Source organism: Marinobacter sp. es.042 (assembly GCF_900188315.1).
In the GTDB taxonomy this organism is placed as follows: Bacteria; Pseudomonadota; Gammaproteobacteria; order Pseudomonadales; family Oleiphilaceae; genus Marinobacter.
Window position 1 is genome coordinate 2,757,980 of record NZ_LT897781.1, and the last position, 17,247, is coordinate 2,775,226.

Genomic DNA, 17,247 nt, shown 5'->3' on the forward strand with positions numbered 1-17,247 from the left:
AATCTTAATTCGATGAACGACAATTCCAGCTCGATAAACAACATCATTTCGGTGTGCGCATGCCCCCTACCTTTCATCATTCTGACTGGGCCGCGGTCACTAAAGCGCTGCTGAGCAAGCCTCGCCAACAGGCCATGGATCAGGTCCTAGAGCGTTTGGGCCGGGCTTGCAGTGTGGACCGGGCCTGGATCATCCGCTACAACGACGCCTTCACTCATTTCTGGAATGTCTATGAATGGGTGCGCTCCGGCGTGCCACAGTATGTGCACGATCTGCAGGGCATACCGGTAAGTCTAGGCCACTGGCTCAACCAGGATTTGCAGCAAGGGCGTACCTGCGTCATTAACGATCTGCAGGAAATGCCTCGTACGGCCAGTGCGCTGCGCAAGGAGTGGGAGCGACAGGGTATTCGGAGCCTGCTGGCCGCGCCGGGGCTATGGGAGGGCAGGCTGGTGCTACAGGTCGGTTTCGATTGCGTACATGAGCAGCGCGCCTGGGCACCTGCGGATATCGAGTTGCTGAGCGCTGTCACGCAGGTTCTCACCGTTGCTCTTTATGGAAATCGGGGGCAGACTGCTGAGGACTCGATGGATTTCCCGCCCTGCGCGCCCACAAAGCCGCAGGCAGTTCTGCGCAGGTTCCTGACCCATGAAGCGAAAGCGCTGGAGGGTCTTCTCCTCATCCGTGTCTCCGGAGACTATTCTTATTTGAGGTTCCGCGATGGCCATGAGGCCGTGGAGCTCCGCAGCCTCAAGTACTGGGAGGCAAGTCTGCCTCGGGAGCTATTCTGCCGAGTGCATCGCGGGGCACTGGTGAACCTGCGTGAAATTGAGCGCCTGAGTCGCTCGGGCGGGCACTGGGAGCTGTACCTGAAGGGCCTCCGCGAGCCGGTGCCGGTGGGGCGACGTTATCGGGATGTCCTGAAGCATCATCTGGGCATTTAATGCAGGATTAAGTGATGCCTTTACCCTAAGCATGTTATCTCGATGGTTAAAAGTGTCAGAAAATAGCCCGAACAATCCGAAGATCCGAGTGTTCGCTTTTGTTTATAAGCTGACAATCAGATATCGCAGCCTTCCGCCGTTTCGAGAATCATGTCAGCAGCCTTTTCGGCAATGGCAATCGTAGGCGCGTTGGTATTGCCGCTAATCAGCCGTGGCATGATGGACGCGTCCACCACACGGAGGCTTTCGAGCCCGTGCACCCTGAGTTGTGGGTCCACTACCGCCATCCTGTCAGTTCCCATTTTGCAGGTGCCCACCGGGTGGTATACCAGGCCCACCTTTTCCTTCACCTTTTCGATGATCTGCTCATCGGACTGGCGATCTGCGCCCGGGTGGAGTTCCTCACCCCGATAATTGTCAAGGGCCTTCGCCGCGAGAATCCGGCGGGCCTGGCGGATACCATCCACCATGACTTTGCAGTCATCGGGATCGGCAAAGAAGTTGTAGTCGATTTCCGGCGCCGCAAACGGATCCGCTGACGTTATGGTCACGGTGCCTGAGCTCTTCGGTCGCAGCACACAGACATGCACTGAATAACCGGGGTTGGACATGAGTTTCAGGTCCCGACCGTTATCATCAAACAGCAGCGGCAGCATGTGCAGCTGAACATCCGGGCGATTAACGCTGTCACTGGATTTGATAAAACCGCCAGCCTCGGTTATGGATTTAGCGAGTTTGCCCCGTTTACTGAGGAGGTATCGGATGGTATCCGGGACCATTTTCAGCAGGCCGCCGAGCGAGGCCGTGAAGCCGTTGTTTTTCCGGCTTGAGACCAGCACACAGGCATCCACGTGCTCCTGGAGGTTCTTGCCCACTCCCGGTAATTCGTGCCGGCACCGGATACCCAGGCTTTCCAGCGCGTCGTGGTCCCCGATGCCGGAAAGCTGAAGCAACTGTGGTGAATTGATAGCTCCACCACTCAGGATGATCTCCCGGCTCGCATTCAAGACAAGGTCTCTGTCTTTGTGACGAAGCTCCACCGCAACGGCCCGATTCCCCTCGAGCACCAGTTTTTTGACTCGCGCTTCGGTAAGGACGGTGAGGTTCTGGCGGTTCATCGCGGGCTTTAGGTAGGCATCGGCGGCACCAAACCGACGGCCGTTTTTGATGTTCAGATGGAAATACCCCACACCTTCCTGTTCGGCGCCGTTAAAATCACTGTTGTAGCGAAAACCGGCCTGCCGGGCCGCATCAACGAAGGCTTCAGACATCGGATATTCGGCCGTTCCCGGGGCACTGATATAGAGGTTGCCGCCCTTGCCGTGATAAGGGGTTCCGGCCAGTGTCTCGTGGTGTTCCGATTTCAGGAAGTAAGGCAACATCTCGGCATAGCCCCAGCCTTCATTACCCAGAGCCTCCCACTCGTCGTAATCCTCTTTCTGGCCCCGCACATACAACATACCGTTGATTAACGAACTCCCCCCAAGCCCTTTACCACGAGGGGTAAACAGAGGCTGGCCACTACGCAGTTGCTGATCGGGTCGGGCGTTGAACGCCCAGTTGTATGTCTTGATGAACATATGGGCAGCAAAAGCGCCCGGCGTCCGGATTGTGAACGAACCCTTGCCGGGCCCGGCCTCCAGCACGCAGACAGAATATCGGCCGTCGGCTGACAGGCGGTCTGCCAGTACGCAGCCGGCAGAGCCGGCACCGACGACGATATAATCAAAGCTCTTGAAGATCATTGCACCGTCACCGGTTCAATGATGGCGAAGTTTGATGGCGGCTGTTCAAGCATTTGCAGCAGGCCAAAGAAGGCGTCCATTGATCCTTCAACCTGGATATCGCCGGCCTCCACCGCCTCCGGGAAACTTGTTTTTTGCAGGAGGATATTGTCCAGAACAGCTCGGGACATACTCACGCTGGCGTGGGCATGCTTGTCCAGCTCCCCCGACCGATGGGTCAGCGTGGCGTTCTGGAGGTTCAGCCGATAATCTTCGCTCTTGTCGGTGATGGACCAGTTGATCACCCGGTGCTTTCCGGCCGCTTTTTCCGGGTCAATCCTTACCCCCATGGCATCAAAAAACATGCTGGTTTCCAGCGCCTGCATCAGGTCTGGCTGCAGCCCCACATGTTTCGGAGTAATCACGCCGTGGCGCAATTCGTGCGCGCCAACAAGGTAGGCGCTACGCCAGGTGCCTGCCTCAGCCTGATAGCCAAGCTGCTCGAGAGCGTCCGCCCCCAGTTCCCGCGCTTCACGGTTTTCAGGGTTGGCATACACGAGATGTCGCATTACTGATGCCACCCAGCGATAGTCGCCGTCGGCAAAGTCTTTACGGGCCTTTCGGAGCACTTCCGCCTCACCGCCCATGTAATCAATGGTGCGTCTCGATTCTTCACGAGGTGGCAAAGGGTTTAGGTTGGCGGGATTGGCGTCATACCAGCCCATGTAGCGCTGATATACACCGCGGGCATTGTGGCTGACGGTTCCGTAATAACCGCGCGCTGACCATTCCTGGTTCAGGCTTTCAGGCAACTGCAGGTTTTCAGCAATATCCCCGGGCAACATGCCACGGTTCATCATACGAACCGTCTGATCATGGATATGCTTGTACAGGTCCCTTTGAACTTCCAGAAAATGCGTGATGTCTTCCGGGTTCCAGATCGGCCAGTGATGCTGGGCCACCAGAATCTCCGCGCGATCGGCGAAGCGAACCAGCACCTTATCGATAAATTTGGACCAGGAATTGGCGTCCCGAATCGCGGCTCCGCGGATGGTGTAGATGTTATGCAGGTGTTGGCTGGTGATCTCGGCGGTGTTGAGCACCCGGAACTGAGGGAAATACATCATCATCTCAGATTCGGCTTCGGTGCCGTGGGCCATCTGGAACTCAATATCAATGCCATCAATGGTCAGGTTGGCGTTGTCAGGTACCGTATCCGTGGGTGCAATGAGGCTGAGCCCGCCACTACCCAATGCCTTGCCAAGTCCGGTGTCAACATGGCCTCTAACCCCTGGAGGCAAGCCGGCGCCAAACTGGTAGGTGGCGCGACGGGTCATCGCGTTGCCGGCAATCACGTTCTCTGCAATGGCATGCTCCATGAACCCCTCCGGAGCATAGATCCGCACCTTCCCGGCCCGGACATCCTCCTCATTAACCACACCTTTCACGCCCCCGAAATGATCCGCATGGTTGTGTGTATAAAGCACGGCCACAACGGGCTTCTTGCTTCGGTGCTGGTAATAGAGTTCCAGACCGGCGCGGGCCGTGGCAGGCGTCAGCAGGGGATCAATGACGATCAGGCCGCTGTCGCCCTCGATGATGGTCATATTGGACAGATCCATGTTGCGGACCTGGTACATGCCATCCACCACCTCGAACAACCCATGGATCGCATTCAGCTGCGCCATGCGCCACAGGCTTGGGTTAACAGAATCCGGCGCTGAATCACCATTGAGGAAGGCGTAGGGCTCCATGTCCCAGGCCACATGCCCCTCTTCGTCCACTACCCGGCCATTCGGCAACGCACCCACGAAACCACGACGCGCATCCTCAAATGATCGCGTGTCAGCAAACGGCAGCTCGTTCAGCACTGCCTGGTTAACTTTCGCTGTCACCGCAGTTGCCGGCTTGGAGGTTTCGGCCTGAGCGATCGCTGGGAACAGTAAACCGGCACCTAACGCTGCCAGCATGGCCTTCTTGAATAGGGGTAGCATGCGGAATCTCCTCTTTTTGGCGGCACCTGGGTTTTGTTGGTTTTGAATCGTGCGCCACGTAACTGCAGTTTGAAGCGAGGTGTTCAGTTCATCCAATGCAATGTTTCTTGACTTGGCATGCGCAAAACGCATAGATGTAGTGCCATGGACACACGACACATCCGGCATTTCATGGCGTTGGTTGAGTGCGGGAGTTTTGCTCGCGCCTCTGAGGTCGTGCACCTGTCTCAACCGGCGTTAAGCCGCAGCATCCAGGAACTGGAGCGCCAACTCGGGGCAAGACTGTTCGATCGGGGGCGCTTCGGGGTGGTTTTAACCGCGCACGGGCGGGCCGCTCTGCCTCATGTCCGGGGCCTGCTGGCCGCGGCAGAATCTTTAAGGCAGGAAGTCGAGGCCATCGACGAGCTTGAGACAGGCGAATTGAGTATCGGAACTGGCCCCTATCCGGCGCTGGCCCTGATGGATAAGGTCTGTGCCCGGTTTGTGGATCAATACCCGGGAATCCGCCTCAACATTCGAACAGATAACTGGCAGGACTTACGCCTTGCGCTGCTGGATCATGAGATAGAGCTGTTTGTGGCCGATACCGGCGAATTGTCTGGCGATCCGGACCTGGACATTACCCATTTGCCGCAGCCCGAGGTTGTTGTGTTTTGTCGTCATGATCACCCGTTGGCCCGGGGAAAAGGGGTCGTTTGGGGAGATTTGCTCGATTATCCCCTGGCCATGACCCGTGTTCCTGAAGATATGGAACGGAATATCCAGGCCATGAGCGCGCAACAAGGCGGGCTTAAACGGAGAATAGAGTGCGACAATATTGCCATGCTCGCGGCCATTGTTACCGGCAGCAAGGCCGTCAGTATTGCGCCCAGACCTATCGTGGCTGACTTGCTTGAAAGCGGAAAGGTGACAACCGTTTCTGTAACCGGGATTGAAACTCTTCGGACCCGTTATGGTGTCTTGCAACGCTGCGGGAGACCGCTTTCACCGGCGGCAGGTAAATTGCGCGCCTTGATTCTGGAATTTGCAAATCTTCAATGAACCACCATCGCGGCATCCGCCGTCCTGTCTAACGTATTGAACACCTGAGAATAACTGGCAAAGGAAATGGCCATCGCCTTGCGCCTTTAAAGCAATATGTTGACACATTATTTTAGCGAGGCGTATTGTGAAGCTAACGAGGCTGGACCAGGTTTCAGCTTCAGCCAGGCCTTTTAATAACAAAAAACCGGAACGAACAGGTGAAAAAGATGGATACAGGCATCACTCTTAATCCGGAACGCCGTGCCGCGATGATCAAAAGCGGCGCGTGGAACGACAATATCATTACCGACTACTTCGAGCAGACGGTCGCCAGCACCCCGGACAGGGAAGCCATCGTCGGTTACCAGGTCACCAGCGACACCCGCACCGCCCTCACCTATCGGGAACTCAATGACAAAGTCACTCGCATGGCGGCGGGCCTGGCGGCTATGGGCATCGGAAAGGGCGAAGTGGTGGCCTGCCAGCTACCCAACTGGTGGCAGACCACGGCCCTGCACCTGGCCTGCATGCGCATCGGCGCCATCCTGAATCCGCTCATGCCCATTTTCCGTGAGCGGGAGCTCCGCTTTATGCTCAAGCATGGCGAAGCCAAACTGCTGGTGATTCCAAAGGTCTTCCGGGACTTTGACTACGAGGCCATGGTTGACGGTATTCGCGGGGAGTTGCCGGCCCTGGAAACTTTGCTGGTCATCGGCGGAGAAGGTGAACGCAGCTTCGAACAACGCCTGATGGAGACGCCCTGGGAAGAACAGCAGGACATCACGAGCCTGTTCGCAGAACGCCAACTCAACGCTGATGATGCGATCCAGATCCTCTACACCTCTGGCACCACCGGCGAGCCCAAGGGCGTAATGCACACCTCCAATACATTGTTCTCCAACGTGCGCCCCTATGCCGATCGGCTGCACCTGACTTCTGATGACAAGGTACTGATGGCCTCGCCCCTGGCCCACCAGACCGGGTTCATGTACGGCATCATGATGCCGGTTTATCTGGGAACCACCGCGATCCTGCAGGACATCTGGGACGCGGACTATGTCTGCAAGGTGATTGGTGCCGAAAAGCCGGCCTTCACCATGGCCGCCACTCCGTTCCTGGCCGACCTGGTGAAGACCGCGCCAAAGCACGAGGGTGAACTGGACTCCCTGCGGATCTTCGTCTCCGCCGGCGCACCGATCCCCAGCGCTGTGGTTGAGCAGGCCGGCAAGGTACTGAAGGCAAAGATCGTCTCCGCCTGGGGCATGACCGAAAACGGCGCTGTCACCATGACCTGCCCGGAAGATCCAGCCGAGCGGGCCAGCCAGTCCGACGGAAAGGCCATGCCCTTCATGGAAGTGAAGGTCACCGATTTCCAGGGCAACGAACTGCCTGCCGGTGAAGAAGGCAGCCTGCTGGTTCGCGGCTCCAGCCTGTTTGTCGGTTATCTTAAGCGCCCCGAACTCTATGGCGTAGACGAATCCGGCTGGTTCAACACCGGCGACCTCGCTCGAATGGATCAAGACGGCTACATCCGCATCACCGGCCGAACCAAGGACGTGGTGATTCGAGGCGGTGAGAACATTCCCGTAGTGGAGGTAGAAAACCTGCTCTACAAGTTCCCGGGCATTGTCGATGTCGCCCTGGTCGGTTGCCCGGACGAACGCCTGGGTGAGCGCCTGTGCGCCTATGTCACCCTGGATGAAAACGCCACCGACCTGACCCTGGAACAGGTGAAGACCTACCTGACCGAACAGCAACTGTCCAAAAACTACCTGCCTGAATACCTGGAAGTGATCGAGGCCATGCCTCGCACGGCCTCCGGAAAGATCCAGAAATTCAAACTGCGCGAGCAGGCCAGAAACGTTCGCCTGGAACCGAACAAACACCATTAATCCCATTGATCTCACAACAACAGGAGCAAGTCATCATGAGAGGCCTCGAGGGAAAAACAGTCATCGTGACCGGTGGCGGTGGCGGCATTGGTCGTGCCGTGTGCCTGCGCTTTGCTCAGGAAGGCAGCCTGGTGGCGGTGCTGGACCGTGACGAGAGCACCGCCCGGGCCACGGCAGACCTGATTACCGAAGCTGGAGGCCGGGCAAAAGCTTACGCCGCCGACATCACCGATTACGCCATGATCACTGACACCGTGGCCGCCATCGAAAGCGATCTGGGCGTACCCACCGTGCTGGTCAACAACGCCGGTTTCGACCGCTTTATGCCATTCCTTAAGACCGAGCCGAAACTCTGGGACCAGTTGATCGCTGTGAACCTCACCGGCGCCCTGAACATGCACCATGTCGTGCTGCCAGGAATGATTGCTGCCGGCGGCGGCAAGGTGATCAACGTCGCCTCCGACGCGGCCCGGGTGGGCTCATCCGGAGAATCCGTCTACGCCGCCTGCAAGGCCGGCCTGGTGGGCTTCAGCAAAACCGTGGCGCGGGAGCTGGCCACCAAAAATGTGTGTCTGAACGTGGTCTGCCCCGGCCCCACCGACACCGCCCTGCTCAAGGGCGTGGCAGAAACCGCCCCAAATCCGGAGAAGTTGCTGGAAGCCTTCCGCAACGCGGTGCCCATGAAGCGCCTGGCCCAACCGGAGGACTACCCCGGCCTCATCGCCCTGCTCGCGAGTGACGATGCCAACTTCATCACTGGCCAGGTGATCAGCGTGTCCGGCGGCCTGACCATGGCCGGCTAAGCAACCAGTTACACGATTCAGGAGAACGGACCATGACTTACGAAGACATCCTCTACGACGAAAACAACGGCGTCGCCACCATCACCATCAACCGGCCGGACCGCTACAACGCCTTCCGGGGACAGACCTGCATGGAACTGCTGGACGCGTTTAACCGCGCCGGCTGGAACAAGGACATCGGCGTCATCGTGTTCACGGGCGCCGGTGAAAAAGCGTTCTGCACCGGCGGTGACCAGGGCGCACACGAGGGCCAGTACGACGGCCGTGGCCTGATCGGGCTGCCGGTGGAAGAGCTTCAGCGCACCATTCGCGAAGTGCCAAAACCGGTGATCGCCCGGGTCAATGGCTTCGCCATCGGGGGCGGCCACGTGCTGCACGTGATCTGCGACCTGAGTATTGCCTGCGAAACCGCCATCTTCGGCCAGGTCGGCCCCAAGGTGGGTTCAGTGGACCCCGGCTTTGGCACCGCCTACCTGGCCCGGGTCGTGGGCGAGAAACGGGCCCGGGAGATCTGGTACCTGTGCCGCAAATATTCCGCGCAGCAGGCGCTGGAGTGGGGCCTGGTCAACGCCGTGGTTCCGCCAGAGCAACTGGACGAGGAAGTGCAAAAATGGTGCGAGGAAATCCTGGAAAAAAGCCCAACGGCCATTTCCATCGCCAAGCGCTCTTTCAATGCCGACAGCGACAACATTGCCGGTATCGGCGCCCTGGGCATGCAGGCCCTTAGCCTCTACTACGACACCGACGAGTCCAAAGAAGGCGTGAACGCCTTCCGGGAAAAGCGCAAGCCGGAATTCCGCAAGTACTACAAGTAACGGCCAGATCGCCCGGAGAACACCATGAATTTCGGATTCAATGAAGAACAGAACGCGATTCGCGAGGTTGTGGCCCGTTTCAGTGCCGAGGTTCTGGCTCCGGGCTATCGCAAGCGAGACCAGGAAGGGGTTATCGAAAAGGAGGTCATCCGCCAGCTCGGCGAGATGGGATTGCTCGGTGGCGAGCTACCGGAGGAATTCGGCGGCAGCGGCATGGACTGTGTTACCAGCGGCCTGATCATCGAGGAGATCTCAAAGGGGGATTTCAACGTTGGCTACATTCCCCTGCTGACCTCCCTCAACGGCCAGATCATCGCCAGCCATGCCGCGCCGGACCTTGCCAAAGAATGGTTGCACGGCATGACTAGTGGCCAGAAAGTAGCCTGTATCGCGCTGACCGAACCCCACGGGGGCTCCGACGCTGCCAACCTGCGTCTGAAAGCGGAGAAAAAAGGCGACGTTTACCTGCTCAACGGCGAAAAAACCTCCATCTCCATGGCTGACCAGGCCGATGTGGCGGTGGTATTTGCCCGCACCGGCACGGTAGAACAGCGCGCTTCCGGCATCAGCGCGTTCCTGGTTCCGATGGACAGCCCGGGCATTACCACAACCCGCTTCGAAGACAACGGCCAGCGCGCGATCGGCCGCGGCTCAATCTTCTTCGATAACGTGGAAGTGCACGCCAGCCAGATGATGGGCGACGAGGGCAAAGGCTTCAAACAGGTGATGCAGGGCTTCGATTACAGCCGCGCCCTGATCGGCTTGCAATGCCTGGCGGTGGCCCAGCAGTCCCTGGATGAAACCTGGCAGTGGCTGACCGAGCGTACCGCCTTCGGCCAGAACCTGTCTGCATTCCAGGGTCTGACCCACCCTCTGGCCGAATACCAGACCTATGTTCATGCGGCCCGCATGCAGTGCTACCATGCGCTCTGGCTCAAGGACAACAATCGGCCCCACAACGCAGAAGCAGCCATGAACAAGTGGTGGGGGCCAAAGCTCGCCTTCGATGTGGTCAAACAGTGCCTGCTGGCCCATGGCCACACCGGGTGGGGTGAGGATCTGCCTTTCGCCCAACGGTTGCGGGATGTTCTGGGCCTTCAGATAGGTGACGGTACCGCGCAGATCATGAAAAACATTATCGCCCGCGAATACCTGCCAAAGTGACGCGTCCCATGCCTTCCGTGATTCCGGACGCCGAAAACCGCCCTCAACGGTTCAACCGCCAGCAGGGCATTACAGGAGTACAGATGATCGTCAACGAATCTGGAGGCATACCCAACCGCCTGTTTTTCCGCCTGTTCCAGACCGGAAACATTCTCCAGCGCCAGGTCCAGAATGAAATGGGCATCAGCGCCGTGCAATGGGCGGTTCTTGGCGCACTGTCGCGAGAAGGCTTCGAAGGCGGCACCTCATTCAATCAACTGAAAGAGTACCTCTACGTCAGTCGACAAAACCTCGACGGAGTGCTCAAACGAATGGAACGGGACGGGCATGTCATTCGGATACCGGACCCCCAGGATCGCCGAGCCAGACTGGTCGTTCTGACCGAGTCTGGTCGGCTTTTCTGGGGCCGGCTGCAAGACTCGATTGCCGAGTTCTACAGACAGGCCATGCAGGGGATGAGCTTTGATGATGGTGTCAGCCTGCTTCACCTTCTGAAAAAGCTTCAGCATGAGCTTATTGACGTTTCGCTAGGCCCCACCATTCCAGAAGACGGTGGCACTGAGAATCTCAGCGCCAAGTAACGCCTTACTCGGCCAGCATTACAACCCCCAATCAATTACCACGATAGGTAGAGTAACCGTAGGGGCTCAAGAGCAGCGGAACGTGATAGTGCTCAAGCGCGCCGTCCATGGTAAACACCACCGGGATCTCCGGGAAGAACGAGGCCGTGTCCTGCGTCTCGAACCAGTCGCCGGTTTCAAACACAACGCGATAGGTTCCTTCTACGAGATCCTCGCCTTCCGGATAAAGCGCGCTGATTCGGCCTTGCTCGTTGGTGACCGCCTCACTCAGCTCAACCCATTTGCCGTCCTCATGCCGCTCAAGCGTCACCGCAACATCCGGCGATGGCAGGCCATTCTGAATGTTCAATACATGAACGCTCAGCGGATTCCCGGCAGCCAAAGCTGAGCCGGAAGCGGAGGCGAGGAAAAGACCGGTCACAAGTGCTTTCTTCAGGTTCATTATCAATACTCCTAAGTCATTTAGTTTTTCAGGGTTTCAAGTGCGGTTATCGCACAGCCTTCATCGATAGCGGATCCGCCGGCACCGGCAACGCCAATAGCACCGATCACCTCGCCGCCAACCTGCACGGGTACTCCGCCACCCAGCAGCAACAGATCATCGACTGTGTTCAGGTTTTCAGATTCGGGATTATTTCTGGCGATACCGGACAGCTCCCGGCTGGCGGTTTTGGTCGACAGAGACGTGAACGCCTTCTTCTGGGCAGCCGCGGTGTTGTGTGGACCAATGTTGTCATCCCGCTGCAGCGCCACCAGTCGTCCGCCTCGGTCAACGACAGCAACTACTGCAGACCGACCGTCGGCATGGCACGCCTGCAACGTAGCGTCTACAAGCTGATTGGCCAGCGCCAGTGACATGTTCTTTTGATGCAGTGGTTCGGCGTTTGCGAATGCTCCGCCAGAAGCGAGCATCAAGCCGATGACTGCGCCGGAAAACCAGGATCTCTTATGCATTGCGTCACTCCGTTACCTCGTAAATGTGGGGCCAGAATGACAGTCGGACAGGAACAGAACGTTTGCGCTTTTATTACCAATCGGTAACTGAAAACTGGTCAGAATTTCCGCAATCTTTCGGCTCGTTTGCCACCGATATTTATGCCGTTGAAAGGGGTGAGGATGCGCATTCTTGTTGTCGAGGATGAAATAAAAGCGGCGGAGTATCTTCGCAAGGGCCTCACCGAATCAGGCTTCCTGGTGGAGGTCGCCAATGACGGCCTCGATGCAAAGCATCTGGTTAAGGAAGAAACCTTTGATCTGGTTATTCTGGACATCATGTTGCCGCAATTGAACGGCTGGCAATTGCTGGACGTTCTCAGGGCAAAATCCGACACGCCGGTTCTGTTCCTTACTGCGCGCGATTCAGTGGAAGACCGCGTTCGAGGACTCGAGTCCGGAGGTGATGACTATCTGGTGAAACCTTTCTCCTACGCGGAACTTCTGGCAAGAGTCCGGTCCCTCCTCAGGCGAGGCTCAACGGTGAAAGAGTTGGACAGCTTCTCCGTGGCTGACCTCGAATTCGACGCCAAGCGACGGAAAGTCACGCGCGACGGGCAGCCAATAGCGCTAACAGGTCGAGAATTTGCCCTGATGCAGCTCTTGCTCAACCATCAGGGCGAGATTTTATCCCGGGCCGATATCGCGACTCAGATCTGGGACATGAATTTCGACAGCGACACCAAGGTGGTGGACGTTGCGATTCGGCGATTGCGCGCAAAGATCGACGACGGTTTCCCGGTCAAACTGATAAAAACCGTCAGGGGTATGGGGTATGTCCTGGAGCCGGAGCCAGAAGCATGATCCGCTTATCCATCGCCCAACGTTTGGCACTGATGTTCGCTCTGATCAGCCTGTTAACCCTGGGCACGATCGGCGTGTTGCTCTATTCCTCTCTGGAGCGCGAACTTGCCTGGCGGGATGATCAAACGCTGGAGGGCCGACTGGAGCGCATGGAAAACCTGCTCGTCAATGCCGGAACAGTCTCGGAGTTACGAACCCAGCCTCAGCTCTATGCCAACATGCTGGGCAACACAGACAACGTTCTGTGGGTGCTTAACGAAAACCGGGAAGTTCTCATCGAAATCAACCCTCCCAACCTGCCGATTCCCCCGGTGGCCACAGGCTCTTCGATTGAGTTTACAAATGGCGCGACTCCGGTCGACTACCGTTTAGCCGGCTACAGGGCAGACATTGGCGGACAAAGCCTCACCCTCATTGCGGGCAAGACGCTCACCGAGCGAAACAGAATGCTGGCGGGCTACCGCTCAACCCTGTGGTGGGCGCTCATCATCGGTGCGGTTATCAGTGGCAGCGTTAGCTGGCTTGTCAGCCGATGGGGATTGGGCCCGGTCCGCCAGCTGTCGAAAAATGTGGAAAGCATTCGCACGAACAACCTGGACACACGTCTCCAGCCATTGGACCAGTACCCTGAGCTGAGCCAGTTAACTAGTCGACTGAACGAAATGATTGCTCGATTGGAAGCGGGTTTTACGCAATTGGCGCGTTTTTCAGAGGATCTCGCTCATGAGATGCGGACGCCTCTGAACAACCTGTTGGGCCAGACCCAACAATGCTTATCCAAGCCACGAGAGTCTGCTGACTATGAAGCATTGCTTCTGTCCAACCTTGAGGAATATGAGCGACTCTCGAGAATGATCAACAGCATGTTGTTTCTCGCCCGAGCAGAGAAAAACGGCACGGAGACTGGGTTTGAAACGGTTTCCATTCATTCGTTGGTTGAGCGTTTATTCGATTATTTCTCCGACATTGCTGAAGACAATCGAATCTCGCTAATCAATAAAACGGAGGGCACGCTCAATGCCTCCCCGGACCTTCTGCAACGAGCTCTGGCTAATCTGGTCGATAACGCTTTAAACCATACCGCCGACAACGGGACCATCATCGTTTCAACCCATCATGATAAAGGCGTCAGCCAGATAACCGTTTTTAACAGCGGAGAGCACATCAGTGAAAAACACCTGGATCGTGTTTTTGACCGTTTCTATCGATGCGATCCGGCCAGGCAAAATGCCTCACAAACCGGTGGTCTGGGGTTGGCAATCGTTGACTCAATCATGAAAGGGCACGGTGGCCACCCCGAGATTCGGAATGTCCCGAGTGGCGTGGAAGTAACAATGACGTTCCCTCGCCTTCATCACGGATAGATCAAGCCATTCTCAGAATGGTTCTTTAGAAACCGTCTTCACCTTGACCCCCTCCCCTTTTCTTCTTTTAAGCATCGTTTTTTTCGATGTATATATATCAATATTAGCGATTTTTTAGCTTGCTCCATTCGACTAAAGTCTTACGCCCTTTCTGACCAACCAAGAGCAAAGGGCCATGACAGCGATAAAAACCGATGTGCTGCTCATCGGTGGCGGCATTATGAGCACCACCCTGGCAACGCTTATAACAGAGCTCGACAGCAGTCGTTCCCTGACCATTATTGAGCAGTCCGAGCAGCTCGGGCAGGAAAGCTCGGATGCATGGAACAACGCCGGCACAGGCCACGCCGGTTACTGCGAATTGAATTACACGCCACAAGCGCCCGATGGGACCGTCTCAGCCGAGAGAGCACTGGACATCAACGAGCGGTTCGAAGTCTCTCTCCAGTTCTGGGGGTCACTTGCCCACAAAAACGTGCTGCCCTCGCCGGAATCGTTCATCCGAAAAGTGCCACACCTGAGCTGGGTCAAAGGCAAGGTCGGTCGCGAATTTCTTGCCAACCGACAAAGCGTCATGGTCAGGAGTTCACTGTTTGAGGGCATGGAGTTTTCCGATGATCAAGACACGCTCGAGCGTTGGCTGCCTCTTATCACCCGAAGTCGCACCGATAATGAGGTTATGTCCGCCACCCGCGTAGATCACGGCAGTGACGTCGATTTCGGCGCCCTCACGCGCAGTTTCGGTAGTTTTCTGAGGGGCCAACCGCAGGTCTCGACCATGCTCCAAACACGGGTAGTCAGCCTGAAAAAGCAGGGTGATCGCTGGTCAGTAACGGTCAGAAACAGCATCACCGGTGAGCTCAAGGACATTGACGCGGGCTTTGTTTTCGTCGGCGCGGGCGGCGCAAGCCTGCCGTTGTTGCAAAAGGCCGGCGTCGAGGAAGCCAAAGGCTATGGCGGCTTTCCGGTCTCGGGTATCTGGCTTGCCTGTCACAACGAGGCACTGGCACTGGCGCATAGCGCCAAGGTCTACAGTCAGGCTGAGGTAGGCGCCCCACCCATGTCGGTGCCCCATCTCGATACCCGCTACATCGACGGCAAGCCAGCGTTGCTGTTCGGTCCCTTCGCCGGCTTCACCACCCGATTTCTGAAAGCTGGAAGCCTATTTGACCTGATTCGAAGCGTGCGCCCGGACAACCTATCCAACCTGATGCACGTGGCAGCTACGCAATGGCCCCTTACCCGCTATCTGATAAAAGAAACCTTGAGTTCGCGCGCCGATCGATTGTCCCACCTCGCCGCTTTTATGCCCGCCGCCGATCACAGCGAGTGGCGCCTGCGGCGGGCTGGTCAGCGGGTTCAGATCATCAAGACCGGCGCCAACGGAAAGGGTGCGCTGGAGTTTGGCACCGAGGTACTGACCACGGCCGATGGTTCCCTGGCTGCGCTTCTCGGTGCATCGCCGGGCGCTTCCACCGGCGTCTCCGCGATGCTGACTGTCATTGAACGGTGTCTCCCGGAACTGACCCAGGGCCACCATCGCCAGATTCTTCAGTCACTGATCCCCAGTTACGGACACTCCCTGAAGGACGATCCGCAACTATTGAGAAACGTTCGCGCTTTCACACACCCCACACTGGGACTTATGGGCCCGATGTCCTCCTCACTTTCAACACGGAGCGAAAACCATGCTGATAGGAATACCGACAGAGACAAGAGCCGACGAGAACCGGGTCGCGATCATACCGGCCGGCGTGCCGGAGTTGCTTGAGGCAGGCTACGAAGTCATCGTTGAGCAGGGCGCCGGGCTGGCCGCTCACTTCACCGACGAGGAATACCGCAGCAGCGGGGCCATTATTGCCGACAATGCCGAATCGCTCTACCGGCAGGCCGATATTCTGGTCAAGGTGCAGCCACCCAGTGAGACCGAGGCCTCAAGCCTTAAAGCTGAGTCCACGCTGATCTGTATACTCGAGCCCTGGGACAACAAAACGCTACTGGAAAGACTGGCAGAGCGTTCAATTCAAGCGTTTGCGCTGGACCTGGTTCCACGCACTACCCGCGCGCAATCCATGGACGTTCTCAGCGCCATGGCAGGCATCAGTGGCTATCGGTCCGTGTTGCGCGGCGCCATGTCTTTGCCACGCTACTTTCCGATGCTGATGACGGCCGCCGGCACTATCCACCCGGCAAGGGTCCTCGTCATCGGCGCCGGTGTTGCTGGCCTGATGGCCATTGCAACGGCGCGCCGACTTGGCGCCGTGGTCGAGGCCTATGATCTCCGCCCGGAAGTCAAAGAACAAGTGGAAAGCCTGGGCGCGGACTTTATCGAGATTGAGGTTCCGGAGACCGATGCCTCCGGCGACAACGGTTATGCCACAGCGCAGTCCGAGGCTTTCTACCATGCCCAGCGGGAACAGCTCGGTGACTGCGTTGCGCGGGCCGACCTTGTTATCACCACCGCGGCCGTTCCTGGCAAGCCGGCGCCGAAGCTGATCGACAAAGCGATGATCCATCGCATGAAACGTGGCTCGGTCATCGTTGATCTCGCCGCCGCCCGCGGCGGTAACGTTGAAGGCACCGTGCTGAACGAAAAGGTTGATGTGGATGGTGTCACCCTTGTCGGGCATGTCAACCACCCTTCCCGGGTCCCGGTGCACGCTTCCCAATTGCTGAATCGCAATATCATCAACTTCATCAAAAACATGACAGAAGAGGGGCGTCTGGTGCCCAGACAGGAGGATGACATCGTTTCAGCCACGATGGTCACCTGCGAGGGTCAGGTTTATTTCGGGCAGGACAAGAGCGCGCCTGCGCCCGCAAAAGCATCACCAGAAACAGAAGAGGACGTTGCCTGATGGAAATGCTGGTATTGAGTTTCACCATTTTTGTTCTGGCGCTTTTTGTTGGCGTGGAACTGATCAACAAAGTCCCACCCACCCTGCACACGCCGTTAATGAGCGGCACCAACGCGATCTCAGGCATTGTGATTGTAGGCGCGATTGTCAGCGCCGGCACCAATCACCTGTCACCGACGCTCGCCAGCGTTCTCGGATTCATCGCAGTGACGCTCGCCAGTATCAACATCGTGGCCGGCTTCATGGTCACAGACCGTATGCTCAACATGTTCAAGCGTAAGGGTTAAT

16 protein-coding genes are annotated in these 17,247 nt (G+C 57.4%); 12 read left to right on the plus strand and 4 right to left on the minus strand.

Features of this window, described 5'->3' with window-relative positions; all coding sequences use genetic code 11:
• Nucleotides 1–59: 59 nt before the first annotated feature.
• On the plus strand, nucleotides 60–944 hold the full coding sequence (locus CFB02_RS12890) for a LytTR family transcriptional regulator DNA-binding domain-containing protein (RefSeq protein ID WP_088558293.1): 885 nt from the start codon (nucleotides 60–62) through the stop codon (nucleotides 942–944).
• Nucleotides 945–1,060: 116 nt separating this feature from the next.
• Here CFB02_RS12890 and CFB02_RS12895 read toward each other — a convergent pair whose 3' ends face one another.
• A complete protein-coding gene (locus CFB02_RS12895) occupies nucleotides 1,061–2,689 on the minus strand; it encodes a GMC family oxidoreductase (RefSeq protein ID WP_088558294.1) in 1,629 nt (542 codons plus the stop codon).
• Nucleotides 2,686–4,662 (minus strand): alkyl/aryl-sulfatase, encoded by a 1,977-nt coding sequence (locus CFB02_RS12900; RefSeq protein ID WP_172835826.1) that lies wholly within the window; start codon nucleotides 4,660–4,662, stop codon nucleotides 2,686–2,688. Before CFB02_RS12900 ends, CFB02_RS12895 begins: the two co-directional genes overlap by 4 nt.
• A 117-nt stretch (nucleotides 4,663–4,779) precedes the next feature.
• Here CFB02_RS12900 and CFB02_RS12905 point away from each other — a divergent pair, with 117 nt between their 5' ends.
• From CFB02_RS12905 to CFB02_RS12930, 6 genes are all read left to right on the plus strand, one after another.
• Entirely contained in the window at nucleotides 4,780–5,703 is a 924-nt protein-coding gene (locus CFB02_RS12905; protein ID WP_227519211.1) for a LysR family transcriptional regulator, read from the plus strand.
• Nucleotides 5,704–5,912: 209 nt separating this feature from the next.
• The gene (locus CFB02_RS12910; RefSeq protein WP_088559251.1) at nucleotides 5,913–7,577 is read left to right on the plus strand and encodes an AMP-binding protein; all 1,665 of its coding nucleotides are present in this window, start codon (nucleotides 5,913–5,915) and stop codon (nucleotides 7,575–7,577) included.
• Nucleotides 7,578–7,612: 35 nt separating this feature from the next.
• Nucleotides 7,613–8,380, plus strand: a complete 768-nt coding sequence (locus CFB02_RS12915) for an SDR family NAD(P)-dependent oxidoreductase (protein WP_088558296.1) — start codon at nucleotides 7,613–7,615, stop codon at nucleotides 8,378–8,380.
• A gap of 32 nt (nucleotides 8,381–8,412) precedes the next feature.
• Entirely contained in the window at nucleotides 8,413–9,195 is a 783-nt protein-coding gene (locus tag CFB02_RS12920; RefSeq protein WP_088558297.1) for an enoyl-CoA hydratase-related protein, read from the plus strand.
• Between the two features lie 24 nt (nucleotides 9,196–9,219).
• Complete coding sequence (gene aliB, locus CFB02_RS12925; protein ID WP_088558298.1) at nucleotides 9,220–10,359, plus strand: cyclohexanecarboxyl-CoA dehydrogenase; 1,140 nt, start codon at nucleotides 9,220–9,222, stop codon at nucleotides 10,357–10,359.
• 83 nt (nucleotides 10,360–10,442) lie between these two features.
• Nucleotides 10,443–10,940 (plus strand): MarR family winged helix-turn-helix transcriptional regulator, encoded by a 498-nt coding sequence (locus CFB02_RS12930; RefSeq protein ID WP_088558299.1) that lies wholly within the window; start codon nucleotides 10,443–10,445, stop codon nucleotides 10,938–10,940.
• Between the two features lie 31 nt (nucleotides 10,941–10,971).
• Here CFB02_RS12930 and uraH read toward each other — a convergent pair whose 3' ends face one another.
• Nucleotides 10,972–11,382 (minus strand): hydroxyisourate hydrolase, encoded by a 411-nt coding sequence (gene uraH, locus CFB02_RS12935; protein ID WP_088558300.1) that lies wholly within the window; start codon nucleotides 11,380–11,382, stop codon nucleotides 10,972–10,974.
• A gap of 20 nt (nucleotides 11,383–11,402) precedes the next feature.
• Nucleotides 11,403–11,852: a GlcG/HbpS family heme-binding protein gene (locus tag CFB02_RS12940; protein WP_227519397.1), complete on the minus strand. Its 450-nt coding sequence runs from the start codon at nucleotides 11,850–11,852 to the stop codon at nucleotides 11,403–11,405.
• Between the two features lie 204 nt (nucleotides 11,853–12,056).
• On the opposite strand from CFB02_RS12940, the gene CFB02_RS12945 reads away from it, so the two are divergent.
• The 5 genes from CFB02_RS12945 (at nucleotide 12,057) to CFB02_RS12965 (ending at nucleotide 17,246) form a co-directional block, all read left to right on the plus strand.
• A complete protein-coding gene (locus tag CFB02_RS12945) occupies nucleotides 12,057–12,737 on the plus strand; it encodes a heavy metal response regulator transcription factor (protein ID WP_088558302.1) in 681 nt (226 codons plus the stop codon).
• Nucleotides 12,734–14,101 (plus strand): heavy metal sensor histidine kinase, encoded by a 1,368-nt coding sequence (locus CFB02_RS12950; RefSeq protein WP_088558303.1) that lies wholly within the window; start codon nucleotides 12,734–12,736, stop codon nucleotides 14,099–14,101. Before CFB02_RS12945 ends, CFB02_RS12950 begins: the two co-directional genes overlap by 4 nt.
• Nucleotides 14,102–14,276: 175 nt before the next feature.
• Nucleotides 14,277–15,872, plus strand: a complete 1,596-nt coding sequence (mqo, locus tag CFB02_RS12955) for a malate dehydrogenase (quinone) (protein ID WP_088559252.1) — start codon at nucleotides 14,277–14,279, stop codon at nucleotides 15,870–15,872.
• Nucleotides 15,790–16,959, plus strand: a complete 1,170-nt coding sequence (locus CFB02_RS12960; RefSeq protein ID WP_088558304.1) for a Re/Si-specific NAD(P)(+) transhydrogenase subunit alpha — start codon at nucleotides 15,790–15,792, stop codon at nucleotides 16,957–16,959. Before mqo ends, CFB02_RS12960 begins: the two co-directional genes overlap by 83 nt.
• A complete protein-coding gene (locus CFB02_RS12965; protein WP_088558305.1) occupies nucleotides 16,959–17,246 on the plus strand; it encodes an NAD(P) transhydrogenase subunit alpha in 288 nt (95 codons plus the stop codon). Before CFB02_RS12960 ends, CFB02_RS12965 begins: the two co-directional genes overlap by 1 nt.
• Nucleotide 17,247: the final 1 nt, after the last annotated feature.

Excerpts from the sequence above, each read along its gene's own strand:
- CFB02_RS12890 (WP_088558293.1), top strand. The coding sequence starts at position 60 with ATGCCCCCTACCTTTCATCATTCTGACTGGGCCGCGGTCACTAAAGCG.
- CFB02_RS12895 (WP_088558294.1), bottom strand. The coding sequence starts at position 2,689 with ATGATCTTCAAGAGCTTTGATTATATCGTCGTCGGTGCCGGCTCTGCC.
- CFB02_RS12900 (WP_172835826.1), bottom strand. The coding sequence starts at position 4,662 with ATGCTACCCCTATTCAAGAAGGCCATGCTGGCAGCGTTAGGTGCCGGT.
- CFB02_RS12905 (WP_227519211.1), top strand. The coding sequence starts at position 4,780 with ATGCGCAAAACGCATAGATGTAGTGCCATGGACACACGACACATCCGG.
- CFB02_RS12910 (WP_088559251.1), top strand. The coding sequence starts at position 5,913 with ATGGATACAGGCATCACTCTTAATCCGGAACGCCGTGCCGCGATGATC.
- CFB02_RS12915 (WP_088558296.1), top strand. The coding sequence starts at position 7,613 with ATGAGAGGCCTCGAGGGAAAAACAGTCATCGTGACCGGTGGCGGTGGC.
- CFB02_RS12920 (WP_088558297.1), top strand. The coding sequence starts at position 8,413 with ATGACTTACGAAGACATCCTCTACGACGAAAACAACGGCGTCGCCACC.
- aliB (WP_088558298.1), top strand. The coding sequence starts at position 9,220 with ATGAATTTCGGATTCAATGAAGAACAGAACGCGATTCGCGAGGTTGTG.
- CFB02_RS12930 (WP_088558299.1), top strand. The coding sequence starts at position 10,443 with ATGATCGTCAACGAATCTGGAGGCATACCCAACCGCCTGTTTTTCCGC.
- uraH (WP_088558300.1), bottom strand. The coding sequence starts at position 11,382 with ATGAACCTGAAGAAAGCACTTGTGACCGGTCTTTTCCTCGCCTCCGCT.
- CFB02_RS12940 (WP_227519397.1), bottom strand. The coding sequence starts at position 11,852 with ATGCTCGCTTCTGGCGGAGCATTCGCAAACGCCGAACCACTGCATCAA.
- CFB02_RS12945 (WP_088558302.1), top strand. The coding sequence starts at position 12,057 with ATGCGCATTCTTGTTGTCGAGGATGAAATAAAAGCGGCGGAGTATCTT.
- CFB02_RS12950 (WP_088558303.1), top strand. The coding sequence starts at position 12,734 with ATGATCCGCTTATCCATCGCCCAACGTTTGGCACTGATGTTCGCTCTG.
- mqo (WP_088559252.1), top strand. The coding sequence starts at position 14,277 with ATGACAGCGATAAAAACCGATGTGCTGCTCATCGGTGGCGGCATTATG.
- CFB02_RS12960 (WP_088558304.1), top strand. The coding sequence starts at position 15,790 with ATGCTGATAGGAATACCGACAGAGACAAGAGCCGACGAGAACCGGGTC.
- CFB02_RS12965 (WP_088558305.1), top strand. The coding sequence starts at position 16,959 with ATGGAAATGCTGGTATTGAGTTTCACCATTTTTGTTCTGGCGCTTTTT.